The sequence below is a fragment of the Methanogenium marinum genome (assembly GCF_028912405.1).
In the GTDB taxonomy this organism is placed as follows: Archaea; Halobacteriota; Methanomicrobia; order Methanomicrobiales; family Methanomicrobiaceae; genus Methanogenium; species Methanogenium marinum.
This window is the reverse complement of the sequence record NZ_JAKELO010000002.1, coordinates 834,198-860,584: the sequence shown is the minus strand read 5'-3', so window position 1 is coordinate 860,584 and position 26,387 is coordinate 834,198. Positions and strand designations below refer to the sequence as shown.

Annotated in this window: 19 protein-coding genes and 2 tRNA genes; 12 read left to right on the top strand and 9 right to left on the bottom strand. The window is 49.6% G+C overall.

Features of this window, described 5'->3' with window-relative positions:
- The first annotated feature begins 165 nt into the window (after positions 1–165).
- Complete coding sequence (locus L0665_RS04515; RefSeq protein WP_274924511.1) at positions 166–1,671, top strand: META domain-containing protein; 1,506 nt, start codon at positions 166–168, stop codon at positions 1,669–1,671.
- 66 nt (positions 1,672–1,737) lie between these two features.
- On the opposite strand, the gene L0665_RS04510 is transcribed toward L0665_RS04515, so the two are convergent.
- Genes L0665_RS04510 through L0665_RS04500 form a run of 3 tightly spaced genes read right to left on the bottom strand, consistent with a single transcriptional unit; the run spans position 1,738 to position 4,192 of the window.
- Positions 1,738–2,559 (bottom strand): metal ABC transporter permease, encoded by an 822-nt coding sequence (locus L0665_RS04510; protein WP_274924510.1) that lies wholly within the window; start codon positions 2,557–2,559, stop codon positions 1,738–1,740.
- The gene (locus L0665_RS04505) at positions 2,556–3,344 is read right to left on the bottom strand and encodes a metal ABC transporter ATP-binding protein (RefSeq protein WP_274924509.1); all 789 of its coding nucleotides are present in this window, start codon (positions 3,342–3,344) and stop codon (positions 2,556–2,558) included. Before L0665_RS04505 ends, L0665_RS04510 begins: the two co-directional genes overlap by 4 nt.
- On the bottom strand, positions 3,341–4,192 hold the full coding sequence (locus L0665_RS04500) for a metal ABC transporter solute-binding protein, Zn/Mn family (RefSeq protein WP_274924508.1): 852 nt from the start codon (positions 4,190–4,192) through the stop codon (positions 3,341–3,343). Before L0665_RS04500 ends, L0665_RS04505 begins: the two co-directional genes overlap by 4 nt.
- 518 nt (positions 4,193–4,710) lie before the next feature.
- Here L0665_RS04500 and L0665_RS04495 point away from each other — a divergent pair.
- On the top strand, positions 4,711–5,928 hold the full coding sequence (locus tag L0665_RS04495) for an MFS transporter (RefSeq protein ID WP_274924507.1): 1,218 nt from the start codon (positions 4,711–4,713) through the stop codon (positions 5,926–5,928).
- Positions 5,929–6,098: 170 nt separating this feature from the next.
- On the opposite strand, the gene L0665_RS04490 is transcribed toward L0665_RS04495, so the two are convergent.
- Entirely contained in the window at positions 6,099–6,794 is a 696-nt protein-coding gene (locus L0665_RS04490) for a nitrite/sulfite reductase domain-containing protein (RefSeq protein WP_274924506.1), read from the bottom strand.
- 145 nt (positions 6,795–6,939) lie between these two features.
- Positions 6,940–8,139, bottom strand: coding sequence for a M24 family metallopeptidase (locus L0665_RS04485; protein ID WP_274924505.1), 1,200 nt, complete (start codon positions 8,137–8,139; stop codon positions 6,940–6,942).
- A 299-nt stretch (positions 8,140–8,438) separates the two neighbouring features.
- On the opposite strand from L0665_RS04485, the gene L0665_RS04480 reads away from it, so the two are divergent.
- Positions 8,439–8,600, top strand: a complete 162-nt coding sequence (locus L0665_RS04480; RefSeq protein WP_274924504.1) for a rubredoxin — start codon at positions 8,439–8,441, stop codon at positions 8,598–8,600.
- Positions 8,601–8,730: 130 nt separating this feature from the next.
- Here the strand turns inward: L0665_RS04480 and L0665_RS04475 are convergent.
- Positions 8,731–8,815: transfer RNA gene (locus L0665_RS04475), tRNA-Ser, on the bottom strand.
- A 390-nt stretch (positions 8,816–9,205) separates the two neighbouring features.
- Here L0665_RS04475 and L0665_RS04470 point away from each other — a divergent pair.
- Positions 9,206–9,457 (top strand): hypothetical protein, encoded by a 252-nt coding sequence (locus L0665_RS04470; RefSeq protein ID WP_274924503.1) that lies wholly within the window; start codon positions 9,206–9,208, stop codon positions 9,455–9,457.
- 169 nt (positions 9,458–9,626) lie between these two features.
- Here L0665_RS04470 and L0665_RS10795 read toward each other — a convergent pair whose 3' ends face one another.
- A complete protein-coding gene (locus L0665_RS10795) occupies positions 9,627–11,486 on the bottom strand; it encodes an RNA-guided pseudouridylation complex pseudouridine synthase subunit Cbf5 (RefSeq protein ID WP_338036415.1) in 1,860 nt (619 codons plus the stop codon).
- Positions 11,487–11,569: 83 nt separating this feature from the next.
- Between L0665_RS10795 and L0665_RS04455 the strand changes: the two genes are divergently transcribed.
- Positions 11,570–12,778: a tripartite tricarboxylate transporter permease gene (locus tag L0665_RS04455; protein WP_274924502.1), complete on the top strand. Its 1,209-nt coding sequence runs from the start codon at positions 11,570–11,572 to the stop codon at positions 12,776–12,778.
- Positions 12,779–12,937: 159 nt separating this feature from the next.
- Here L0665_RS04455 and L0665_RS04450 read toward each other — a convergent pair whose 3' ends face one another.
- Positions 12,938–13,867, bottom strand: a complete 930-nt coding sequence (locus L0665_RS04450) for a calcium/sodium antiporter (RefSeq protein ID WP_274924501.1) — start codon at positions 13,865–13,867, stop codon at positions 12,938–12,940.
- A gap of 109 nt (positions 13,868–13,976) precedes the next feature.
- On the opposite strand from L0665_RS04450, the gene L0665_RS04445 reads away from it, so the two are divergent.
- Genes L0665_RS04445 through L0665_RS04435 form a run of 3 tightly spaced genes read left to right on the top strand, consistent with a single transcriptional unit; the run spans position 13,977 to position 16,170 of the window.
- Positions 13,977–14,834, top strand: coding sequence for an NOP5/NOP56 family protein (locus L0665_RS04445; RefSeq protein ID WP_274924500.1), 858 nt, complete (start codon positions 13,977–13,979; stop codon positions 14,832–14,834).
- Positions 14,831–15,436, top strand: coding sequence for a fibrillarin-like rRNA/tRNA 2'-O-methyltransferase (locus L0665_RS04440; RefSeq protein ID WP_274924499.1), 606 nt, complete (start codon positions 14,831–14,833; stop codon positions 15,434–15,436). The genes L0665_RS04445 and L0665_RS04440 overlap by 4 nt, the downstream gene beginning before the upstream one ends.
- Before the next feature lie 23 nt (positions 15,437–15,459).
- A complete protein-coding gene (locus L0665_RS04435; RefSeq protein WP_274924498.1) occupies positions 15,460–16,170 on the top strand; it encodes a DUF1614 domain-containing protein in 711 nt (236 codons plus the stop codon).
- Between the two features lie 657 nt (positions 16,171–16,827).
- Here L0665_RS04435 and L0665_RS04430 read toward each other — a convergent pair.
- Positions 16,828–16,900, bottom strand: a tRNA-Gln gene (locus tag L0665_RS04430).
- A 435-nt stretch (positions 16,901–17,335) separates the two neighbouring features.
- Between L0665_RS04430 and L0665_RS04425 the strand changes: the two genes are divergently transcribed.
- The 4 genes from L0665_RS04425 to L0665_RS04410 all read left to right on the top strand — a co-directional run bounded on the left by L0665_RS04425 (position 17,336) and on the right by L0665_RS04410 (position 26,197).
- On the top strand, positions 17,336–19,870 hold the full coding sequence (locus tag L0665_RS04425) for an MEMAR_RS02690 family S-layer glycoprotein (RefSeq protein ID WP_274924497.1): 2,535 nt from the start codon (positions 17,336–17,338) through the stop codon (positions 19,868–19,870).
- Positions 19,871–20,058: 188 nt separating this feature from the next.
- Complete coding sequence (locus L0665_RS04420; RefSeq protein ID WP_274924496.1) at positions 20,059–21,597, top strand: AMP phosphorylase; 1,539 nt, start codon at positions 20,059–20,061, stop codon at positions 21,595–21,597.
- A 26-nt stretch (positions 21,598–21,623) separates the two neighbouring features.
- The gene (locus L0665_RS04415; RefSeq protein ID WP_274924495.1) at positions 21,624–23,012 is read left to right on the top strand and encodes a PEGA domain-containing protein; all 1,389 of its coding nucleotides are present in this window, start codon (positions 21,624–21,626) and stop codon (positions 23,010–23,012) included.
- A 140-nt stretch (positions 23,013–23,152) separates the two neighbouring features.
- Entirely contained in the window at positions 23,153–26,197 is a 3,045-nt protein-coding gene (locus L0665_RS04410; protein WP_274924494.1) for a VWA domain-containing protein, read from the top strand.
- Positions 26,198–26,387 lie beyond the last annotated feature (190 nt).

The following is a 26,387-nucleotide window of genomic DNA, read 5'->3' as shown; positions in this document are numbered from 1 at the left end:
GCAGGCCCTTTGGGGGTAATTTATGCGTTGCTTAGCCAGATGCCGGGATTTTTCCAAAGTGATACGAGTTGTGCACCGCAGTTGCAGGGGTGAACAAACGCACAAACCAGTGTTTACTCGTTTTCACCATAGAATATATATTGTCCGGGTGTGATCTAGGGGCATATGAAAAGAGGTGTAGTGGCTGTGGGGGCAGTTCTCTTTATCCTCGTTGTCTCCTTCTGTTGTGGATGTACACAGGAGCCGGCAACGGGAGGGGGAGATCTGACCGGAACAGTCTGGATGCTGGATGAGTATATGAATATAGATGGGGCCATGGCAGAACCCCTTGCCACAGCACCGGTCACCGCAGAGTTCGCAGATGGGTATGTGAAAGGGTCGTCCGGCTGCAACATGTACAATGCGGCATATGTCACTGACGGGCAGACGATCTCGTTGGATCTGCCGGTGGTGACAGTGATGTATTGTGACGGAACAGGTGTCATGGAGCAGGAGGCTCGCTACCTGTCACTCCTTGGTGCAATAGCCGGATACACCATGTCTGATGAAAAACTCACATTCACTGATTCAGCCGGGCAGGAGATTCTTATTTTCCATGCGGTTGAGACGGAACTGAACGGGACGGAATGGATGCTCACTGGCTACAATAATGGATTGTGGGGCTTTGTATCTGTTGAAGACGGAACCTCTGTCACAGCCACGTTCAGCGAAAGTAATCAGATTTCCGGAAATTCCGGGTGCAACAGTTATTCCGGAACATATACGGTGACCGGCGATGCCATCACAATCGGGCCTCTCGCCATGACTGAGATGTATTGTATGGATCCTGAGGGTGTGATGGATCAGGAGGGTGCGTACCTTGCGGCTGTGCAGGCTGCTGCCTCCTATCGTGTTGATCCGGGTGACCTGACCCTCATGGATGCAGATGGTCTGCGGATGGCAGTATTCAGGCAGTATGTCTCAACACCTCAGGGAGAGGACTGGGAGCTGACCGGGTATAACAATGGTCAGGGGGGTGTGGTTTCCCCTGCAGCGCAGACTACCATCTCGGCATTATTCGGTGAGGATGGGCAGGTGACCGGCAGTGCTGGCTGCAACAATTATTTTGCGTCCTATTCTGTGAGTGGCATGGAGGTATCCATTGGTCCTGTGGGTTCGACAAAGATGTATTGTGAATCACCTGCAGAGACAATGGAACAAGAATCCCGTTACCTTACCCTCTTGGGTGAGGTGGCAACGTTTGAACGGGGGCCAGGGACACTCACCCTGCGGGATGTTGACGGAAGCATTCTTCTGGCCTACGCTGTGGCACAACCCAAAATCACAACAGGTGAATGGCACATGGTCTCGTATCAGGATGCGGACGGGAATGCCGTATCCGCACTGGATAGCACAAACGTGACTGCGATCTTTGGGGTGGATGGTCAGGTGACCGGGGATGCCGGGTGCAACAGCTATTTTGGCTCATATACAAAAGATGGTAATTCTCTCTCAATTGGTCCATTGGGACTTACCCTGATGTATTGTGAAACCCCTGCAGGTGTGATGGATCAGGAGAGCGGGTATCTGGCAGCACTGGAGGGAGCAGTCTCATATCAGGTCAGTGGGAATGACCTGACATTATATGCAGAAGACGGCACAGTGTCTGTCTGGTTTATGCAGGCACCCTGATCGTTCTTCTTTCTCTTTTTTTCAGAGATTCAGATTCTCCGCTGCAGAGCATTCATTGGTTTGTATTCAGGCAGATTCCCTGCGGCTCATTATTCGGCTTTGCAGGGGGAGCGCTCCAAAGTAGACGCACGCACTCACAATCACAATTGTTGCACCGGACGGGATGTCGAAAGCATAGGAGAGCCAGATGCCTGTGGTGGTGAAGACGATGCCGAGAAGAGACGCACCGACAATCAGTTCTTTCATGCTGTGTGAAAAGAGCCGTGCGGTTGCGGCGGGGAGCGTCAGGAGGGCGATGACAAGGATGATTCCCACAATCTGGATGAGCATCACGACCGTGAGGCCGGTCAAAAGCAGGAGGATGACCATGATCCTGTCCGGGTGCAGGTCCATCACTGATGCATACTCTTCGTCAAAAGTGACAGCAACGAGACGGGGATAGAGGATGGCTACGATGCCACAGATGCCTGCGGTAAGAATAGCCATCACGAGGAGTGTCTCGCGGGGGACGAGGAGAATATTCCCAAAGAGGTAGCTGAAGAGATCAGGAGCAAATCCGGGAGTGATGTAGATGAAGAGGATACCTGCCGCCATGCCGGTAGCCCAAACTGCACCCACGAGGGTGTCGAGGTGTTGGTGTGCCTTCATCCGAATCCATGCGGTGGCAGCAGAGGTGCCGAGTGCAACCGCCGCTGCACCCGCAAGCGGGTCAATCCCTAAAAAATACCCCAGACCGATGCCGCCGAATGCCGCATGGGAGATGCCGCCTGCAAGGGCCGCCATGCGTTTGACGACGACAAAACTGCCGATGACACCACAGGCAATGCTTGCAAGGAATCCTGCGATGAGGGCGTTCCGGAAGAATTCAAATCCAAGTGCTTCAATCATTTACGGCCTCCGAATACCCGGTTATCATGGTCCGGGACGACCCGGTGCGGGACGCCATGGGCGATGAGTTCCACCGGGCAGGGATAGGCACCTGCAATCATATCATCGGTTATCTGGTTGTCGTGGTGGGTAAAGAGGCGGCAGTTGACACATGAGATGTTAGTGACATCCGGTGAGAGGGCACTGATGTCGTGGGTGACGAGGACAATGGTCATTGTTTCCCGTAACTGGCTGAGAATATCGTAGAATCGTACTGCTGTCGGGCTGTCCACATAGACGGTTGGTTCATCGAGAAGGAGAACAGAGGGTTTTCCGGCAAGGGCACGGGCAATGATTGCCCGCTGGCGTTCACCACCGGATATGTCATGGATGGGACGGTCTTTCAGGTGGGTTATCTGCATCGTCTCCATGGCCTCTGTTGCGGCATCCGTGTCTTCCTGTGAAAAACGCCGGAACGGACTCGTGAGGTGGCCAAGACGACCGGATATTACCATCTCCTGCACTGAGATCGGGAACTGAAAGTCAAATGTCCGAAACTGGGGCACATAGCCGAGATGTACCCGCATTTCATGTGGAGTGCCGCCCATCACCCTGACTGTGCCGGAATCCGGGCGGATGAGGCCGAGGATTACTTTTAAAAGTGTGGTCTTCCCGCCGCCGTTGGGGCCGATGATCGCATGGAATTCGTGTTCATTGATTGTCAGACTGATGTCTTCCAGGACTAAATGGCCGTTCTGCCCAAGATTTACGTGTTCTACTTCGATAACTGGCGTCTTCGTGCTCATACTGCCCATTTCCTGAATGCATCGGTGACTTCCACCAGATTTTCTGTGTAATTTTCTGCGAGGGGACTGATATAGACAACACTCCCCCCGATTTCATCTGCGATGGCTTCGGCATTACGGGTTGGTGACTCCGGTGATGCAAATATTACCGGGATGCCTGCCTCCTCTGCTGATGTGATGATTGCTTTGAGCGAGGCTGGTGAGGGTTCTTTTCCGTCCTCTTCAACCGATGTCATGTCAAGTTCATACTGGTCGGCATAATATCCCCATGCCGGATGGTAGACAAGCACCGTATTTTTAGCGGTTCCTGCGAAGGTATCTTTAATTCCTTCATCAAGGCTGGCGAGATTTTCATCGTATGTTTTAAACTGTGCCTCAAAATATGCGGCGTCACGAGGTGCATACGCGATATAGGCATCGGCAATATTGCGAGCGATGATGCGTGCGTTTGCGGGTGAAAGCCATACATGGGGGTCATAGCGAATAGTATCGTCTGCTGTTGCGGTGTCCTCTGTTTCTGTGCTTAACAAAGTGATGCCGAGAGATGTATCGACGACCTGCATGTCGCGGTTGACTGAGGTGAGGCTATCCATCCAGGAATCTTCAAATTCGATGCCGGTCCCCACTGCGAGATACAGCGGTGTCTTTGAAAGCGCCCTCAGCTGTCCGGGTGTAGGTTCGTAGGTGTGTGGGCTTGCACCGGGTGGTACCATGACCATGACCTCAACCCGTTTTCCTCCGATTGCTTCTGCAAACTCCTGGTACGGTGGGATGGTGACAGCAACAGAAAGGGGTGCTGAGGAATTAATCTCTCCACCTACAGGCGTAACGGGTACTGTGTCATTCATGCATCCACAGCTGAAAACAGCAGATGCCATGATAATAACAATGAAAAGGATGCCTCTCTGCCACAGATCTTGTGCCCGGACAGAATGCGTTGATATTTTTATTTGTGGTTTCTGCGTGGGAAGGTCCTCCCTGTCTCTTATTCCTGCTTAGTGTACATAAATGGTTTGGTGGTGAGAATGCTGGATTTTTTGTCATCGTGCGCAATGCCCGGCGATGAAGCCCGGAAAGGATGTTCGTTCCTATCCGGATGAGTGATAACTCACCGGTAGCAGAATGATGTGGTGAAAACGCGCGTGTTGCAGGTCTCCTGAGGTGGACAGATGGGGGGTATTGGGCCTGCACCCCGTATGTCGTGTTTTTGTGTGAGATTGTTCTGTGATATGGAATACATGGGTTTTGAGCAGCTTATTTCCTGACAGGGGGAGTTAGAAAAAGAACAGGGATCTGTGGCGGATGTGTTTATGTCCTGTCTGGTTTGTTTCATCCGTATTACCCATTGGTTGATTATCTATGGCGTATGAAATTCTCACTGATGGGTTCTGTTTCTCCTCTTTCAGCAGCAAGCAGGCGGAGAGCATATGCAGTTATCCTTCTCTTTGGTATTGTATCTCTTTTTGGGGATATGATTTATGAAGGGGCACGGAGTGTGGCGGGCCCGTACATCTACATACTTGGCGGAAGTGCATTCGTGGTCGCATTTGTCGCAGGTTTTGGGGAATTTATCGGGTATGGTCTGCGTCTTGTCTCCGGATATATTGCCGACTCCACCCGTCATTATTGGACACTGACCTTTATCGGGTACGGAATGCTTATTGCAGTCCCGTTTCTCGCTCTCGCCGGCTCATGGGAAATTGCCGCTGTTCTTTATATCATTGAACGGATGGGGAAAGGTATCCGGGCACCCGCCAAGGACGCTATTCTCTCCAATGTGACGGTGTCTGTTGGAAGAGGGTGGGGGTTTGCTATTCATGAGGCGATGGATCAGGTGGGGGCCATCACAGGGCCGCTTATTTTTTCTGCAGTATTTTTGATGCAGGGGGATTACCGGGGCGGTTTTGTGCTTCTTGTCGTTCCCTTTGTTCTGATGATGGCTGCACTGTGTATCACCCGGATGAAGGCGCCGGTGCCGGAAGAGATGGAATTGGCGTCAGGCACTTCAGGGCCAATTCTCTCCTCCCGGGCACTGGTGCCTTATGGAATATTTACTGCACTGACGATGGTGGGGTTTGCTGTTTTTCCCCTGATTGCATTTCATTATTCATCAACTGAGATTGTCCCGTATGCCCAGATCCCGCTCTTCTATGCAATAGCGATGGGGGCAGATGCAGTGGTGGCGCTTGTAGCCGGACGGCTGTATGATCGCCACGGGCTCATCATCCTTGGTGTGGCACCAGTTCTGAGTATAATTATTCCCTTCTTTGCTTTTGGCACCTCATATTCCTCGGCCCTTCTGGCAGCTCTCCTCTGGGGTTCTGTCATGGGTATTCAGGAGACGATTCTCAGAGCAGCGGTTGCAGACTACACTGCAGTCTCGAAACGGGGGATGGCGTACGGCATTTTCAATACAATATATGGAGCGTCATGGTTTGCGGGAAGTATTTTTCTTGGCTGGGCCTATGAGATTTCGATTCCGCTTGTCATCGGCTTTATGGCGGTGATGCAGTGCATCGCCCTTCCTGTCTTTTTCTATGCACGGAATGTTCTGGAGACGGGAGTCACAAAGACAGCTATGTGACTGGTATCACTCCATTTTATGGGTGGATGACTGGAGAATGGTGTGTTTTTCACGGGCGGTGATGGGTATAGGTAAATGCGTTGTTCTGATTGTTCTGTGAATGAAAAGGATTCTCCTCCTCTCATTTTTGTGTAAAAAAAGTATCCCGGAAATCAGGCCTGATTTCTGGTCTATTTCAGGTTGAGATCTGCAAGAGGGATATATGGCACCTGTGAGAGCACATCGCTTTCAATTTTTTCCATGCCAATCCGTTCGACAAAACGTGCGGTTCTTTCGCCCGGATTTGCTGTATCCCGGTAATACGTAACAAGTCGTTTCACAAGATCTTTTACTTCATCTGCAGAGAGACCTTTTGCAACAACGTCTCCTATACGTGGCCTTCCGCCGGAGTTGCCACCAAATATGACCGTCCATCCCTTTCCGGTGCCCAACACTCCGATGTCTCTCATGTAACTCTCGCCACAGCACCGTGGACAGCCTGAGACACCCATCTTTAGTTTTGCCGGCAGATGCATATCGAGATGCATCTCCTCAAGTTCAAGTCCGAGACCCAGTGAATCCTGCAGGCCGTATTTGCAAACTGCTGTGCCGGGGCATGCCTGAACATAATGAACACAGGGAGCTGTTGCTTCACCAACGGTCATCCCGAGTTCGTTCCAAATTTTCTCCACATCTTCTTCTTTGATACCAACAAGCACCATCCTCTGACCGGATGTGATCTTAATAATCGGGATTTCGTAGCGCCGCACCACCTTGATGATACTCTCCAGATGTTCCGGACTGACCATTCCTGCAGGTGTACGGGGGATAATTGCATAGGATTGTTTATCGCGCTGGAGGATTGCTCCTCGTGGACCTTCTTCCATTTCATTCACCTTCTGTTCCGGCGCTCTATGCTGCCGTGAATGATCCCGGAATATGGTCGCGGGGTATATAATTGTGGTGGCTCTCCCGGAGATCCCGAAGATATGTGAGGGCAAAAAATGAATGGTGTCTATCTTTGTTGGCCGGTCATTGGAGTGCCACTGGCAGAAGTCCCCTGGTAGTACCGGTGAGGCATCGTCCGCCTGCAGGGGTGACGACAAAGGTGTTCTCTGTTCCCACCATGCCAACACCGGGTATTCCTTTCTTTGGTTCAAGGGCGAATACCATACCTTCCTGGATTGGGTCGTCAAAGCCCCGGGCAATAACCGGTTGTTCGTCAATGAGAAGGCCCACCCCGTGGCCGAGGAAGTTTACACGGCGGTTTCCAAATCCCATGAAATTTTCCTGAAATTCGGGGGAGAGGGATTTGGTGATGGTCTGGTATATTTCTGAAGGGATGGCACCGGGTATGAGCATTGCCGCCATTCTTTCCTGAATTTCGACGCACTGGTAGTGTGCCTCTATAGCGTTGTCCGGGAGGGCCTTCCCGAATACATAATTCATCGTCTTGTCAGTATGATAGCCTTCAACTCCACATCCGGTATCGACAAAGACCAGATCGCCGTCCTCTAATGTTCGTTCCCTGCTGCCAAGCAGCGGGACTGCCGGGCAGAGGCCATAACAGCCTCCCGGGCCGTTGAATGCAGTGGGGTAGAGGCTGCTCTCTCCAAACGCTATCTGCCCCATGACGATCTCGGTGTCAAACATACCAAACCGGACAATTCCGTGGTGTCCTTCTTCAATGAATGCCGGGTAAAGGAGTGAGGCAAACTCAGCTTCGCTCATACCTTTCCTGAGAAGTTCGGGTACCCGTTCTTCCAGCACTTTCTGGTGAATCTTCCCTGCTTTTTCCATCAGGTTAAGTTCATACGGACTTTTCACCGCTCTTACTGCAGCGAGATGGGAATCTGCCGCGAGGATGGTTTTGACCGGGAAATGTTTGCGGAACCGTTCGAGAAGGGCCAGTGGTACAACCTCTGTCTCCAGGTGGAGGGTTATGGGCATAACGGGGAGATCCTGCACTGCGTCACGGTAGCTTTGCATCGGTGCAATTCGTGGGAATTCCGATTCGTCACAGGCCCGTTCATAACTGCTTCTGACCCGGAATACGGGTTCGCTGTTCCGGGGGATGAGGAGCATGCCATCCTGCATGGTTCCTGTGAAGTAGTAGAGGTTGATATTGCTGAATATCACCACACATTCCCAATCTGGCTCTTTTATGTCCATTATGTCTCTGAACCGTATCATTCTCTGGTGCAGTTCAGTGAAGGGGACAGGCGTACTCATGGCTGTAATGTATGGTTTCCCATGAAATAATGGGTGTTGACGTGTAATGCCTGTGCAGATATTACGTATATTTTGTCCTTGGAGGAGGGCGATTTCAGTGAAGTTTTTGTGAGTAATAATTGATTGCAGCAGAACACTGTTTGCCATTTAGTGAGTCAAAATGCTCGTGTTTGTATGATGATTGTTCTGCAGAATGCGATAAGGGGGTGATTCGTTTCCTTTCTGAAATCTTCTGTTTCTTTCTTCTCTTCCTCCCGTTCCTCAGAACATATATATGCTCTGCCGGGCATTTCTGGGTCATGCAGCAGTATAAATGTACGAAATGTGGGTATGTCTATCTCCCGGAATCAGGGGATCATACTCAGGGCATCGCGCCGAATACTCCGTTTGAAGAACTGCCCGACACGTGGGTGTGCCCACGGTGTGGTGCTGAGAAGAAGGCATTTGTTATTATTGTGTAAGGAGGCGCATCAGCCCTTTCCTTTCTCTCTTATGTGGTGTGGGGATATGTCTGAAATACGCCGTATTTTCAAAATTTAATTTAGATGCCAGTGAATTGGGAAACACAAAGTGGACAGAAAAAGACTATTACGCTGAGGGGGAGATTTGAACTCCCGAGGGGAAAGTCCCCACAGGCTTTCCAGGCCTGCGCCCTACCAGACTAGACTACCTCAGCACAGCGTACTGCTGCCTTACTATATTCGGGACAACGTTTCTTAATGCTATGGGTTTTCTACTGATGTATTTCTACCAAAACGAGCCATAGAATGGTTTTTTTTGGAGGGGGCAGCATTGGGTGCGCATATTGTCGTGGGGTACACACTGGATCTGTTTTCCTTTTTTTCTTTCCAGTGGATGGGGTGTTTCATTCATGTCAATTTTGGATAATTTCAACATATGATCTAAAAAATAGCCTGGATTTCACATCAGACGCATTTTTGCTCCGGAAATATGCATCCACACAGAAGCACGTAGCAGGCCTTTCTCAGTTGGAACGGTATCTATCCATCCTCGGTAAATATTTGCGAATGACTGCCTCTTAATAGTCTCTAATAATTCGTTTATTTTGGAAATAAGCGTCATTATGTGCGTATTTTTGATCAAATCAAAAAATAAAAAAAATACGGCAGATTTACGTGTATATTCCCTAAAAAAGGGACTTAAAGAGGGTGGAGAAAGGGTGGAGAAAGGGTGGAGAAAGGGTGGAGAAAGGGTGGAGAAAGGGTGGAGAAAGGGTGGAGAAAGGGTGAGGAAAGGATGGGCAGGAGGTGGATATGCCGGGAGGCACTATCACTGTTTCCGAAATTCAACAGGGTGATTTTCACTTAAAATCACAAAACGTTTGTCTGCTCCATTTTAGTGTATAGATTAAAATATATCATGGATGGCACCGGATTCAATATCTTTGGTAGAATATCTGGCCTGACAAAAATGATAATCCTGAAAAAATGAGTGGGATGTGTTTTGAAAGGGATTTGAACCTGTTTTCAGCGGGTTCCCTTCTTTCGCTGGATTGATTTGCTCCCGCCATATTTGCTCTGTCCCTTTTTCCCGCTTCCCTTCCCCTTGGCTGGTTTATCCACCAGATCCCTTCTCCTGCCGTTTTTGCTGTTATTCAGGTATTCTTTGCTGTTACCCGGACGTTTCTTTGGACCGGGGTGTAACGATTTCTGAATATTGGGTGAGACATTCTTTTTTTCCACTTTTACCTCCCTCTCCTCTGTCCGGGAGGTGGGCGATGCTTTTTTCTTTGGTCTCGGTGCAGGAGGTTTTGTGACCCAGCCTTTTGGATAGGTGCCCGCCTGCATGATGACCATCTTTGGCCGGATGACGATGCCCGTTTCACCGGGGACAATCGTGTCTGAGGGTACTGTAGCAGTGCCGATGCAGACCAGTTCGCCCTGTGCGGTCATCACAGCAACTTCTGAATCTTTTTTGAAGGAATCTGTGGCTGTGACACCTACTCCCGCAAGGGATGCACCGTGACAGAGAGCATCTACCGCGGTGTCACGGATGGTGACAGTTGGGATACCTTCCAGCACTGACTCCGGTGTCCGTATGTATGAGGAGAGTTCTTTTGAGTTTCCGTTCTTTGCCTGTTCTACCGCATCCCGGAGTGCATGCAGGGAACAGCACATGGATTCGTCATATCCTCCTGACCGTATCCGCCGGAGTTCGACCATCTGGCCGCCGGTGCCGATGGCAAACCCGATATGCCGGCAGAGGGACCGGATGTAGGTGCCTGCTTCGCAGCGGACACGGAGGAGCACGTCCCTACCATCGATACCGAGCACGTCTATCTCGTACATCGTCCGGATACGGAGTGCCCGGGCGACGGCACTTTTCAGGGGCGGGCGCTGGTAGTTCTTTCCGACAAATTCTCTCGCTGTCTCCCGGATCTGTTCTTCCGTTGCGTCCCCATGGAGCCGCAGGAGGGCAATGTACTCCTTCTCATGACTAAGAATCACTGGTGCCAGACGGGCAGATCTGCCGATCATGACGAGGAGAACACCGGATACATCCGGGTCGAGTGTCCCGCCATGACCACAGGGCATGCCCAGCATATCCCGAACCCATGCGGCCACTTCGTGGCTGGATGGTCCCCGCGGTTTGTCCACGGCAATGATGCCTCCGCGTGGTATGTCAATACCGAGTTCAGCAGATGTATTTCCATTCTCTTCCAGATAGTGATTCAGTGCCGCAAGAGTCCCCGTCAGCGTTCCGTTCCCGACAACAACGGGTTCTGTTCCGTCCTCTCTCATCCGGTCTGCTGTGATCTCACCTATTGCCATGGGGAGAAGACCATCTTTCTGGTATTTGGCATATGTGTAGGAGTTGGCGCTTGTGAAGAGAATTGCATCTGCATCTGTGGTATCAAGATGTACATTTGTGGGTTCCAGCGAATAGACTGGTAACTCACATGCAAGTCCTCCTGCGTCAGTGATGGCATCCAGAAGGACGGGGTTTGGAACATCAGCGCGGGGGATGCCGATCTTCTTTCCTGCTACCCAGTCCCCGAGATAGGGCACAAAATCCCGTGAATAATGGGATGGGAGAATTTCAGAGGTGATTCCTCCCTCTGCCAGATACTCTGCTGTCTGGGGGCCTATTGCGATGATACGTGCCGCCGTCTTCAGGAGTGGCCCGATGAGACGGGCAGGAAGGGCACTCGTGAAGAAGATGCAGTCATAGGTCTCCTCATTTGCGGCAGTGACAAAGGCCTTCACGGCATCTTCATACATCTGTGCCTTCATGGGAGAGACGATGAGGCATTCATGGCCGAATTCCCGGCAAAGTGGCTGGTCCGAGCCTGCCTTCTCCGGAAGCCTGGTGATTGCAATCTTCATGTTAGTATATGTATGCATCCTGAGGTATCATTGCTTTTTGTGTTTCGGATCTTTTTTCCTTCACTACATACCACAGATTATTTGTGGCAACAGAGATCATCGCAGGTATTCTCATTGGCACGATTCTTGGTACGATAAGTGGCCTCATCCCGGGCATCCATGCCAATACCATGGCAGGTATATTGGTGGCAGCCGAAAGCGGGCTTCTTGCCGTCCTCGGTGCACCGGCAGTGGGCATTGCACTTTTCAGTGCACTCGTGGTTCATACCTTTACTGACTGTGTGCCGAGCACATTTTTTGGTGTACCGGATGCAGATACTGCTATCTCTGTTCTCCCGGCGCATGCCCTCTGTATGCAGGGACACGGGGAAGAAGCTGTTCGCCTCTCTGCTATGGGGAGTGCAGTATCGGTCGTGATGGTGATGCCGCTTTTTGCGGTCTTCATGTTCTTTCTGCCTAGTCTGCAGTCCACTATTGACTGGTGGCTGGGTATCATCCTCATCCTTGTTGCGGGGCTTCTCATACTCAGTTCAGAATCACCAGAATGGTCTGCTGTGGTTTTTCTTCTCTCCGGGATTCTGGGGATATTTGCCTTTCGCTATGCATGGCTTATCTCCCATACCTCCGGTGTTTCGTCTGTCCTGATGCCGCTTTTGACCGGACTGTTTGGTATTTCCGTTCTGCTTCGTGCATCCGGCGGGGTTATGCCAAAGCAGGTGCGTTCCGACCCGTCCACCGGGGCCCGCAGTATTGCCTGGCACGCGGGTATGGGCACTCTCGCAGGTGCTGTGGTCGGATGGTTGCCGGGTCTCTCCAATGCAACGGCAAATGCCCTCCTTTCGCCGCTCTTTCAGGCAGGGAGTGAAGGGAAGGGGTACATCATTGCAACCAGTGCGGCGAACACGGCGAATGCTTTCCTTGGTCTTGCGGCACTCATCGCACTGGGGCGGATGCGAAACGGGGTGATGGTCGTTCTGGACACCATTGGTATGCCCTCCCCTCTGCTCATACTGGCTGGTGGTGTGGCCGCTGCACTCTGTGGTTTTGTTATTACGATTCTCTGCGGGCGGGGTGCACAGTTTCTGGGGGGAATTCCTGTGCGGGCGATGAGCTATATGGTGATAGGTGTGGTCACGGTATTGGCCTTCCTTCTGACAGGGGTATTTGGCATGGTAATTTTGGTGTGTGCCACTCTGGTCGGACTTATCCCGTCCCTCGTCAATGTCAGGCGTGTCACGTGCATGGGTGCAATAATGGTGCCTGTGATTCTCTTTTCCCTCGAGATTCTTTGAAGTGAGCATGAAGCATGCGTTTTTCATTTTTTAGTTTTCCCGTTTTTAGAATAGACCAAGAGAAAGTGAGAGTTGACAAAGTGATTGATTTCGTAAAAATATAGTATGCATGGCTGAAAAGCCTGAAAAAAAATGGTGTGGTTTCAGTTCTTCTGTTTTTTAGTACATGACATAGAGGGCTATTACGTAGGCAAAGTAGGCAACCACAAGAAATGAAGCCCATGCCCGGATAACGTGGGGTTTTCCTTTCACAATCGGGATAACCGCAAGGGAGAAGAGCAGCACAATGATGACATCGGTATATGCGGGAATGGGTATAGGGCGGATGATGGCACCGGTACCGAGGACGAGAAGGAGGTTGAATATATTGCTTCCCATCAGGTTGCCTGCCGAGATGCCAAGATCGCCACGCAGGATGGCAACAAGGGAAGTGGCAAGTTCCGGGAGAGATGTGCCGAACGCAACGATGGTCATGCCGATGACAAACTCGGGGATTCCAAATGCCTCAGCAATGGTGATTGCGCCATCAAGAACCAGCTGGGATCCGATAATGACTGCTACAAGACCGCCTGCGGTCAGCACCCAGTCCATTTTTCCGTGTACTTCAATGCGTTCCACAGGTTCAGTGCCAAGTTTTTTCCATGTAATATAGAGGACGACGCAGAATCCTGCAAGCATTAGTATTCCCGAGAGTCGTGTCAATTCCCCCGTCACTGCCAGCAGAGCAAAGAAGACTGTCGCAGCGATCATGAGTATAGTTTCATTTTCCACCCGGCCTTTGCCGGACGGTCCACTCATGAACATGGCGGGGCTGATGATTGCACAGAGTGCGAGTACAAGGGCGATATTTGCAATATTGCTGCCCAGTACATTGCCGAGTGCAACATCTGAGTTGCCGGAGATGATGGCATTGACACTCACCACAAATTCCGGGAGTGAGGTGCCGAATGCAATGACGGTAAATCCGATGGTGGCTGAGGATACGCCATAGCGTGCCGCAAGGCCGCCTCCTCCTTTCACAAAATAGTCGGCCCCTTTGACAAGGAGTGCCATGCCAAACACAAAAAACAGTACTGCAGCAACGATCATGGATATTCTCCGGTGGAACAGGTATTGCGGTCTGGCCTTAAGCCGGTTTGTGTCAGGGGGCCGTCTTCTCCAACCCCTTTATTAGTGCGGATATGCAATGGTAAGGTAGATGCGCAGCTACTGGTTCGGTGACATTGACGACGGTGTATGTACGCCCGCTCAGGGTGATGAAGACAGAATCCTGGAGCGGTGTGATACGATACGGGGAAAGGTGGATACCGGCTTTGTTCCGGTCTCTGTGAAGGAGGCCTGTGACTGCGGTTTTTTTGCAGATCGCGAGGAGTATCTTGCAAAGCTGCGTAATGTTACTATCCGGGATGCCCGGCGTAAGATTGTCGCGGCGTTCAGTGAAGGTGACGCTGAACTTATTCAGATGGTACGGATGCTCGATGAGATTGATGAGGTGGTTAATCTTCTGACTGAAAAGGCAGTAGAATGGTATCTCGTTAAAAAACCCGGGTTTTCCCGCAAGTACAAGTCATTGAGTGCGAAGCGGATGATTGGTGTGATAAAGAAGGAGAAAGGTCCTCTGGGGCGTATATGTGGTGAGATAGATGCTCTGTCTGATCATCGTGTCGCCCTGATGCATGATGTTTCTAAGCGGACCGATGCGGTGATGCCCAACTGTAGTAATCTTGTAGGGGGTCTTGTGGCAGCACGGTTGATGGAACGTGCCGGCGGACTCTCTGTCCTTGCCGGTATGCCCGCGTCAACGATTCAGGTGCTGGGTGCAGAAGGAGCGCTTTTTTCTCATCTCAGGGCAGGGAGCCCCCCGCCCAAACATGGTATCATCTTCCAGCATCGCCGGGTGCATAATGCTCCCCGCAATGTGAGGGGAAAAGTGTCGCGTGCGGTTGCGGGAAAACTTGCGATTGCAGCGAAGATTGACTATTATCGTGGAGAACTGGATCCGGCATTCATTGAAAAAGCTCAGGAGAGAATTGATACGGTGGGTGAGAAGGAATGAAGGTAATACGTGGGACAATTGTATCGGAGGGAGAAGGCGGTGTCTATGGCGAGCGGATGCTAAATGGATGTCGGGTATGGGATCCTCACCGCAGCAAATTTCCTGCAGCAATTCTCAACGGTGCCCCACTGGATTTGTCATCTGACATGCGGGTGCTGTACCTGGGTGCGGCAAACGGTACGACGGTTTCTCATGTGGCAGATTATGTTGAGACGGTATATGCCGTTGAATTTGCTCCCCGTCCGATGCAGGACCTTATTGAAGTGGCACGCCGCAGATTGAATCTTGTGCCCATTATGGGGGACGCAAACCGCCCGGAGGTTTATGGCTGCTTTGTGGAGGCGGTGGATATGATCTATCAGGATGTGGCACAGCCGAATCAGGCAGATATCCTTCGAAAGAACCTGCCCTTCCTTAAAAAAGGTGGAATAGCGATCCTAATGCTGAAGGCACGGAGTGTGGATGTCCGGAGACCTTCTGAGGAGATTGCAGAAGAGACTCGCATGTCACTTCGTGAGATGGGTCTTACGATCACCTGGTCCGGTACGCTGGATCCATTCCATAAGGACCATACCTGCATGCTCTGTGTAAAAGAGGCATAGGGAAATAAGGGGGCATCCGGAGAATGAGGCAGTATTATTTCAATCCCTTCTCCTTTGTTCTCATCTTTATCCTGATATTGCTGGTTCTGCTTTTTCTTCCGCTGCTCTTCCTTGGGATCATCGGAGGTGCATTCCGAAGTCTTGGATTCTCAGGTGGGGAAATTTTCGTTTTAATTATTGCCTCTGTTATCGGGAGTTTCATCAATATCCCGGTAACGCGGATAGCAGGTGTGCGAAACCGGGCATATCAGTTCAGAGATCGCTTTGGCAGGGCATATGCGATGCATGATGGCCCGGACACTACTGTTGCTGTCAATGTGGGTGGTGTAATAATCCCGCTTTTGGTCGTGCTCTATCTGGTATACTATATACTTTCATCACCAGCCTTCTTCCCGGCACCTTTTGGAGTTATTCTGGGGGGGTGTGCGGGAATTCTCCTTGTGGCAGGTATTACCCATAGTGTGGCAAAGGTTGTTCCCGGGATGGGTATTGCCACTCCCATTTATATTCCTCCGCTCTGTGCTCTTATTTGTGGTATTGTATTATCCTTTGGCGATCCGCTGGCTGCTCCACCCATTGCGTTTGCAAGCGGCACAATGGGCACATTAATTGGTGCAGATCTCTTAAACTGGCGCCATCTGGATAAAATCGGCGCACCGATGGTGAGTATTGGGGGTGCGGGAACGTTTGACGGAATTTTTCTCAGTGGTATTCTGGCAGCGTTTCTGGCGTGAATGGATGATCTCTCGTTTGGGCGGATCTTTTTGGGGTAGTGATCATAATTCCTGGTGGTATTTTTAGTTCCCTGATGAGTGTGTGGATGTCGGGAATATTTTCTCCATTGTGTGTGGCCCTTTGGTTCTGCTCGTTGAAGAATTAAAGGGTGGAGTGAACGTATTTTTTGGTCTCTTTTTCTCTCGAAAAAATATGGTCGCAATGCCTTTTATTTGCTTAAAATTCGATAGATTGTCGATTAATCTGGGGTTTTAATTGAGGTGTTTTTTGGGAGGATGTATAGGCCGTCTCGGCTGAGAACTGGTCACTCCGGGCTTCTGTGTAGGTATATATTTCTGTGGCTCTGGGGGGCATAGTGTGGTATTTGGCCTCTATTTGGCTGCAGATTTCGTAATGTGTTCTAAACTGGTGTTAATCGTAACCTGTCGTTTAAGGGGCAAACAGCACATGTGTTTTTCATCACGGATGATATGGTCTGGTTATGGGCAGATTAGTCTCTGTTTTAATAATGGTCAAAATAAATCCGGTTAATTGATATACTATATTTCCGATCGCAATTATGTCAAAGAATTACTACATAGCTGTAAATTTTATTTATACGTGAAAAAATTTCTACCTGTCACTCCATAGTGCAAGAATGTCGAAAAGAAGAATGATAGTCCGGAGCAGATTCGAACTGCTGTCGCAAGATCCAGGGCCTCGCATGATTGACCGCTACACTACCGGACTGTGCAATACATAGTGTTGCTCTACAGAATAGTATCTTTCAGGTAATTAATTTAACGATTTTGTCGTATGGTGTGGGGTTGTTCATTGGGGAGTGGTTCGTATGTATGTGGTCTGTCTGTTTTTTGGCGCGTAGTTTGGAACGGTTTCGACCATTTATTTCAATGGTCGTTTATCTATCTCCTGATGTGTTGCGGGGTGGATACATTCTGTTCAGATGGTCATTGGTAGTGAAATAACCCTAAAATTTGAGTTTTGGTGGACTATTTCGCCGTCTTATCCATTTCTCAAAAGGGGTTCAACCACAAAGGATATATTAAGTGTTTGTCAAATATTGTGGTATATTCCGTCGTTCGGAGTATGGAGCAAAGTGAATCGTTTTTCGTCTTTTGACGAAATCCCATGCTGTTCCTCAACTTAATCGTATGGAGGCTATGAATGAAAGCAAAAATTAGTGTTATACTCCTTGCCCTTGTAGCATTGGCATTTCTCGCAGTTGCACCAGCAGCAGCAGATTTGACCGTTGTTCCTGCGGGCGGAGTCGTATTTGTTGGTGAGGAAAGCCTCACCCTAACAACCACTGCAGGCGTAACCACTCTTGAGTGGTTTGCAGCAGGTGACGATCCAAAGCTCGCTTCCCCTTCAGCAACCTATACCTTACAGGGTGCTGGAAGTGAAGTTATTGATCCCGCAACGTTCCAGACCCGCACAGGTAACTGGTACGAAGCAGGCAGTCTTGGCGTCGTTGCTATGAACGTCCAGATGCCCTCAATTGATGTGAAGGTATACAATACCGTCACTGGTGAGGACATGACAAACGAGCGCGTCGTTAAGACCGGTACCTCAATGGTTTTCCGTCTTGACAGCAACCTGTATCAGGTAATTAACCAGCGCCCAGCACTTGCGGGCCAGAACACTGATATTAAAGTTGTAGTCGTTGACTCAGAAGGCACTACCTACACTGCACTTGTCGAAAACGCTGGTACAGGCGCAATTAGTGGGCTCACTGGTCTTGTTCCAACAAGCTCTCAGTTCTTCCTGCCTGACTCCACTGCAGCTAGTGGAATTGCTGTTCCTAACTGGGATCTTGAATCAGCACAGTACAAGTCTGGTGTCTACACGTTCTACGCACAGGTTAACCTGAACAATGCAAAGGACAACGTAGGTACTATCACTGGTGTCACCAAGACAGCAGTAAAGACCCTTGACATAGGGAAAGACGATGTAAAGATCGAGTCAAACAAGGACACTGTTGTCCGCAACAACGACTTTGCAATCACCATTTCCGGACGCCCTAACGAGAACTACGTTCTCTGGGTAAAGGGTACCAGCAGTATCAGCGCACCTGACACTGTTCCGTACATCAAAGCAAACCAGAACGGAGTCACCGTTACTTCCGCTCTTGCAGCAGCATACCGGTTCTCCGGAACTGCAGGTGCAACCCCAAATGTCGGAGCTGATGTTTGTGCGGTTCCAGCACCATCTGGTGACTACTTTGCAATGGTTAAGTTATCCAGCTCCGGTACCCGCACTGTTGGTTTCGGCACTGATGACACCACCAAAGACCAGACCTACACCATTCGGACCGACTACTACCAGGCTCCTGTTGGAGCATTCAGCCCAACCTATGACACTGTCAAGGTAAAGGTTGAAAAGGGAGACGTCACAGTTACCGCATCCGGTGACAGTTCATACTACATCGGTGAGGAGATTGTTATCTCCGGAACAAACACTGACAGTGATGACACCTGGCTCTTTATTACCGGTCCAAACCTGAAATCCAAGGGTGCACCAATTACTAACCCGAAGGATGGAGTTGTCACAGGCGGTACGCTTGACAGCAATGTTGCAGCAGGATCATGGGGGTCCGTGACTGTTGAGACAGACGACACCTGGGAATACAAGTGGGGCACTGCAGGTGTAAACCTCGATGCAGGTACATACACTATCTATGCAGTAACCACACCAACCAACAAGGATGACCTTGGCGCAAACAATGCGATCTATTCAACTGCATCCATTGTCATCAAGAAGCCTTTTGTAACAGCAACCACCTCCTCAGCAACAGTTGCCAGAGGCGATGACCTGTATATCACCGGTAATGCAGAGGGAGACCCTACACCCGGTATTGCAATCTGGATTCTTGGTAAGAACTTAGTTAACCGTCAGACTGAGACCGTTGAAGATAACGGAGCATTTGAATACAAGTTCACAGGCACCGATACTCTTGCAGCAGGCCAGTACTTCGTTGTTGTTCAGCACCCGATGTACAATGACCAGTTTGACCTTGATACCGTCGTAGCTGGTGGTGTGACTTACGTCTACCGCCCAGTTCTTGATCCATTTGTCCTTAATCCTCTCTTCATCCTCGAAGGCACTGGTAGTCTTCAGGGATCAGATGCAGCAACCGCACTTGTCGCTGCAATGGACAGCCCGGACATCGATGATACCTACTACAAGCTCACCTTCATGATTGAGGAACCCTGGATCATGATCGATGCAATTGGCGACCAGTATGTCGGCGAGACCTTCACCATCTCCGGTACCACCAACCTTGCAGTTGGCGACAGCCTGATTGTTGAAGCAACCTCTTCCTCATTCAAGCCAACTGACAAGAGTCAGAGTGGTGCATTCTCCGGTTCATCCGGCACTGTCCTTGTTACCGCAGGTGACAAAGACGGCATGAACACCTGGGAATTCGCAGTTGACGCATCTTCATTCACTCCTGACGAGTACATTGTTACCGTTGAGGGAATCGAAGCAGGTCAGACTGCAACCCAGACATTCAATGTTCTGAAGGCAGAGCCAACCGCACAGCCAACCGTAACTCCGGTCGAGACCGCACAGCCAACCGCTACCCCGGTCCCAACCGCAGTTCCTACCCCTGAAGCAACAGCAACACCTGGATTTGGTGTTCTTGTTTCTCTCATTGGCCTTGGCGCTGTAGCAGCTCTCATTGCCCGCAAGGACTAAATTAATCCAAATCTTTTTTTTTGAAGCAGCACTTCAGGTGGCTGTGTCCTTTTCTGATTCTTTTGTGGTATTCTTTGCTCTGAAGGCAGTTCACACTCGCTGCAATCAGGTAGTATTATAATCCTGTCCCTGCAATTCTCTCTTAGTTGAAACTGATGGCAGAGGCGTCTTTCTGTCAGGTGAACGATATGCAGCTTTTAGTACAACGTGTTGATATTGCTGGCCGTGGGGGGGTTATCCATGAAGAGGATGCACGCCGCCTCGGAGTCTTTGACGGTGACCGTCTCCGTGTTATCCATCCGGAAACAGGAAAATCTGCCCCTATGGTCGTTGACATTACGACATCAATCCTTACTTCCGGGACTGTTGCCCTCTACAATGTGACGTGTTCTGATCTGGGTCTCAGTGATGGGGATACGGTTGAGGTGCACACGGCGGTTCCTCCGTCCTCAATTCGGTTTATCCGCAAAAAGATGGACAAAGGCCGTCTCACTGCTGAAGAGATGATGACAATTGTCCGTGATATGGTGAATGAGAACCTTTCTCTGAATGAGATCACCGCATTTGTTACTGCGAGCTACATCAATGGAATGGACCTTGATGAGGTTGAGTCACTCACTCGTGCAATGGTGGAGACTGGTGAACGGATTGAGTTTGCCACCCACCCGGTGGTGGACAAACACTCAATCGGTGGTGTCCCGGGCAACAAGATTACCCTCCTTGTGGTACCCATCATCGCTGCAGCGGGCCTCACCATACCGAAAACGAGTTCCCGTGCTATCACCGGTGCGGGAGGCACAGCAGACTTAATGGAAGTCCTTGCCCCCATCAATTTTAGTGCAGAAGAAGTACAGAAAATGACCAATCAGGCAGGGGGGGTGATTGTGTGGGGCGGCTCGACAAATATTGCACCGGCAGATGATCTCATCATCCGGGTGGAATATCCCTTCAAGATAGACGAACGTGGGCAGATGATCGCAAGTGTCATGGCAAAGAAGTTTGCTGTCGGGGCTGAGATGGTGGTGATAGACATCCCGGTCGGGCCCACAACCAAGGTGCACACCATGCAGGATGCCCGTCGGCTGGCACAGGATTTCATCGAGATAGGCAGTCGTCTGGGCATGCAGGTGGAGTGTGCTGTTACCTATGGAGATTCACCGGTAGGGCGTGCCATCGGACCGAATCTTGAGGTGGCAGAGGCACTCTCTGTTTTGGAAGGGGCAAAAACCCCTAATTCACTCATTGAAAAAAGTGTTGCAATCTCAGGTATTCTGCTTGAGATGGCAGGGAAAGCGCAACGCAACGGGGGAGAAGAAATGGCACGCTCCCTCCTCTCTTCCGGTGCGGCGCTGAAAAAATTCCATGAAATTATCGCAGTTCAGGGTGGTAAATCAGATGTCCATTCGTCAGATATCCTCCCCGGAAAATATTCTGCAGCTATACCATCTCCGGTATCCGGCTATGTGGTCAGCCTCAATAATACCGGCCTTATTACCGTTGCCCGTCTTGCAGGCGCACCGCATGATAAGGGGGCAGGAATCTACTGTAATGCAAAAGTTGGGACACAGCTGAGGAAAGGCGAGACCATTTATACGATATATGCAGAAAGTCAGGAACACCTTGATCGGGCCCTTGAGGAGGCTCGCCGCCTGTATCCGGTGGTGGTGGAGGGGATGCTGCTTGACAGAATCCCCCAGGATTCCATTGAACTCGACCGAATGGACTAAATTATAGTAATATAATATTTTCTTTTATGAACTGGTTCCGCACCGTTTCTGTATTGCTTCTGCTTGGTGCACTCTGTGGTTTCGGGCAGGCCGTCATTCTGACAGTTACCGCAGTAGATGATACATCCGGCAGTCCGATTTCAGGTGTCAAGATATATGTAAACGGGTTATACGAGGGGGAGACAAATTCGGCCGGCCAGTATATATATGAACATGGTCTCGGCGAATCATTCCGTTTGGGTCTGGAGAAGACGGGGTATATTCAATGGCAGTCACTGCTCTCTGAAACACAAACCAGTATCCGTGCGGAGATGTCCCGGCAGGCAACTGTTCTGACGGTTACGGTCTATGATGCAGACACCCTGGAACCTGTTCCTGATGCACTGGTTAAAGTGACCGGAGAGGAGTATGTCAATAGTGTCAACACCGGGAGTGGGGGTGTTGCTTCTTTTAATGTAAAAGCAGGCGCAATCTACAACGTGGAGGTCCGTGCAATCAATTATGATCCTCTCTATAAGACAGTTGAAGTGGAAAATACCGCCAAAGCAGTAGACTATCGTCTCATTCGTGATGATGTATTTATTGTTGAAGTGGAAGATCAGGAGACTGGGGCCCCTCTTTCCGGTGTGGATGTTTATATTGATGGTATCTTCTTTGGTGAAACAAGTGACGAGGGGAAGGTCACTTCATTTGTTGAACGGGAACGGTCTCACACCATCCGGATCACCGGAGACGAATACCTTGCCTATTCAGATGATGTTTATATTGCAAGTGATATGCTGGTGTATAGAGCCGAACTTTCAAAGACTCTCTATCCTGTAACAGTCTCTGTGTATGGTGTTGATAAGATGCCTGTCGGAGGAGCAACAATTCTCATTGATGGCAAAAATTCCGGCACAACGAGTGACTATGGGAGAACGGGCATTGTATACCTTAATGCCGGTCAGCATGAAATCCAGACAGCGAAAGATGGGTTTACCACGGTCTCAAAAACGATAACAGCCGATGATGCACTGCAGGATGTTATCATTGAATTAAATTATGCAGATACTGCCGTTACGATCACGGTGCATGATAGCGAATTTAAGTCGATTTCCGGAGCCAGTGTTTCTGCCAATGATATATATCTTGGTATAACGAAAGCGGATGGCACATTTACAACACCTTTGCAAAGCCATGTGGTCTATCGAATTACCGTCCAGAAGGAGGGGTATACGTCAGGTGAAGTCACTCGGGAAATCCCTCTGGGTGCCACAGAAATAACGCTTGATATTGAGATGAATAAACCTTTTAATCCTCTGTTCTATGTTTTAATTTTTGGTATAATTATTGTGGGAGCAGTATTTTACCTGAAACGGGGAAATGTTTCTCTGAAACGGCGGGGCAAACGTCCTCCCAAAACCCGGCATCTCTGACCCCGTTCTCTCCTTTTTTTCAAAAGTACCATTTTCTCTAGGTTTAAATATATCGTTCTGAAATAGAATAATCAGACTATGTTGTGGGTTACTGATGTGCCCGTTTCCTTTGAGAATCAGTATAGTTGGGGGGGAAATAGATGTGGAATTCATTACGGATTCTGCTGGTGTTTGGAGTTATTGTGGGGATACTTCCAATCGCTGCATCGGCAGGTCCAATTACGGACACGGATATCTCTATCGATTTTATCATCGATGATGGGAATCCTGCAGATTTGCATGATAACAACGGATGGCTTGTCGCAGGGAGCGACATCACGTCGACGATCAATGTAACCTATGTCGGTAGTGGGTCGCCGGATATCCATTTTGTGAGGTTTACCTCAGTTGAGAAGGATACGTATGGTGATGTGGCAGGTGGGTATGACACCGGAGCGCCCTATAGGGCTGTCTTTTTTGCATCAAAGAATACGGCCGGAAATGCACCGATAAAGGTGCAGATCAATTACACCGCAGATGAGATTGATTATGATTATTCCCTGAATATATCTCAGCCGATTGATCATAACACGCCAATGAAGATCCAGAACATCGCATTTGATAGTGAAGTCACCCTTGACACGGCAATGGACATCACAATGACGATGGAGGACGCATATGGCAATACGGTCACCAGTCTCTACGAGGATGCAACCGGTGGCACGCCTGAGGGAGTGACATTCACGACCACATCATATGCGGATTCAGGATTTTATGATGATGGCAGCGGATATGATGCAGGTTCTGTGGATGTGCCTGTCACAGCAGATGGTTCCGTTGTTGCGACATTTAAGACAGGAACTGAAGCCGGACCGAAATATCTGATCCATATCGTGCCGGATGAAGCCCTGAATGACAAATGGCTGACCATTACCGCTCTTGCGGATGGTGCTCCGTATGCAATAACGGTCTCTGTAGATCCAAATCCGAATGTGGACGACCCACCGTATATTCAGGCAGATGGCGAATCCAAATTTTATCTGACATACAACCTGTTTGACCAGTACGGAAACCCGTCCGGAAACCAGACCGTGTATTTTATTGATGATATCATTGGTAATGCGTTTACCCAGCGGACGAACAGTGATGGTCAGATCATGTTCTCCTTCGGTCCTTTTGACTGGATGGGTACATACACTATCCATGCACATGCAGTGGAGAATGTTTCCGTTGCTGTAGATCAGGTGGTCCGTTTTACAAATACCTCCCCTGCAGAGATACTTCTGACGGCAAATCCACAATCAATGCCGTCTGCTGATGTGATAACCGCAACGGGTGCAGATGTCCTTGCGAAAGTTACTGATGAGAGCGGAAATGGCGTTGCAGGAGAAGAGGTCACGTTCTTTATTTTGCCGCCAATTTCAGGATATTCTTCAGCGCAGGTTGATGTCCCGTCCCTTCCTGAACCGTCAAACGCAATTACTGACGGGGATGGTATTGCCATGATACACTTTACCCCCGGGGCTTTTACAACCGACATTAGTGATGTGAATTATAGTGAGACTGCAACAGATTCATGTACGGTTGTGGCTATGTGGGGCGGGAAGACACGAAAGATTGATCTCGAGTGGAAGAACTATCCCTATCTCCGGGTAGAGACTGAGGTTGACCCGGCAACGGTTGAGGTGGGAGATCCTGTGGATGTGACCATCCGGCTGGTGGGTGATGGGTGGGCACTGTATCCTGATCCGATTGATGTGATGCTTTGTGCGGATAGATCCACGAGTATGCTAGATGATAGTCCCAGTCGGATGTCTTCAATGAAAAGTGCGCTGAAAGTCTTTAATAGTGAGATGACGGTGAGGGACCAGGTGGGGCTTGCCTCGTTTGGGAGCGATGCCAGTGTGAATCTTAAATTCTCAGATGATCGGGATGTGGTGAATACTGCTGTTGATAACCTTGTCGCAAACGGAGGGACGTCGATGCGGTATGGGTTGTATCTGGCGATAAAGGAGTTTGTTGGAATTCAACATACTGATGCGGTTAGGGCAGTGATTCTCCTATCAGACGGTGATTACAACTACTATGGTGATCCGCTTAAAAGGGGGTCATACACAGGATTTTGGACATATGACAATAGGATTTATGATTATGCTTGGCTTGGTGATGATTGGAGAACTGATTGCATTGATTACTACAAGTTTAACGATGCTTCTCTGTCTTCAGCTGAACAAAATATGAGTGTGTATGCCATCAACCATAATGTCACAATTTATTCTATTTCGTTTAAAGATGGGATTTCAGGCAATGGGAAAGAAACACTTCGTATTCTCGCGGAGAGCACTGGAGGAAAATACTATCATGCACCAACCGGAGATAAACTAGCGGCGATTTACACCGACATTGCCGGTGAACTCAAAACAGAGGCCGGTGTGGACACAACAATGGATATCCTGTTCCAAAACATTGAACTCAACAATGTGTCCCAGCAGAACGATCCCAATGATCCAATCCTTGAATATGAATACGAGAACGGTGTGTCGACCCTCGTAAAAAGTTGGAATACAACGGGTTCTGAAGAATCACCCAATGTCATTGGCCCCAAGACGCTTGACCAGCGCGACGACTGGGCCGCAAATCAGAGCCTGAACTTTGAGATCGATGAAATTGGTACGATTCGCCTGGGTCAGACCTGGCAGGCGGTATTCAGGCTGAATGTCTCGAAGCCTGGAAATATCAATATATTTGGGGGAGGGTCGTCTATCTTTTTCAATGGCGGTGCCGATTCTCTTGCCCTGCCGAAGACATACATCACTGCAGTGGATAATTTGACTGCGACGGGCATTGACTTTGCTGGTCTGCAGGTCTATAACCTGGTATGCCCTGAGGCAGAGGGTGGTGGGGCGATTGAAAACGAATTGACAATGAACTGGAACCTGAATTACTCCGGTACCAAGACTGCAATGCAGTATCTGTATTACCAGAATCAAGCTGATGGTATTTGGGCTACATTTGGTAACGTAACGAAGGAAGGGCCGGTGAGTATGGTGCCTTATACCCGAACGCTCTATGTTGCCGATTTCCCGTCGGGTGAATATAAACTCAGGATACGTGCCACAGCAGAAGATGCACCGGATTCAGTCATTGAGACACCGTATACGATAGTCATTGGCGAGGGCGGACAGTACTTCATCCGCCTTGAATAATTTTTTTGGAACGATTTTTCCCCGGGTATTGAGCCTGGGTCCCTTGGTTGGTATCTGGGAAGATACTTCTTGTATCTCCCGGGATTGTGTTTTCATTATCTCATGGAGGTTAAATCATGACTTCTTCTATTGTTTTATAAAATCAATTTTTTAATGATAATCGAGTTTTGAGGATAATTATGTAGGGCTG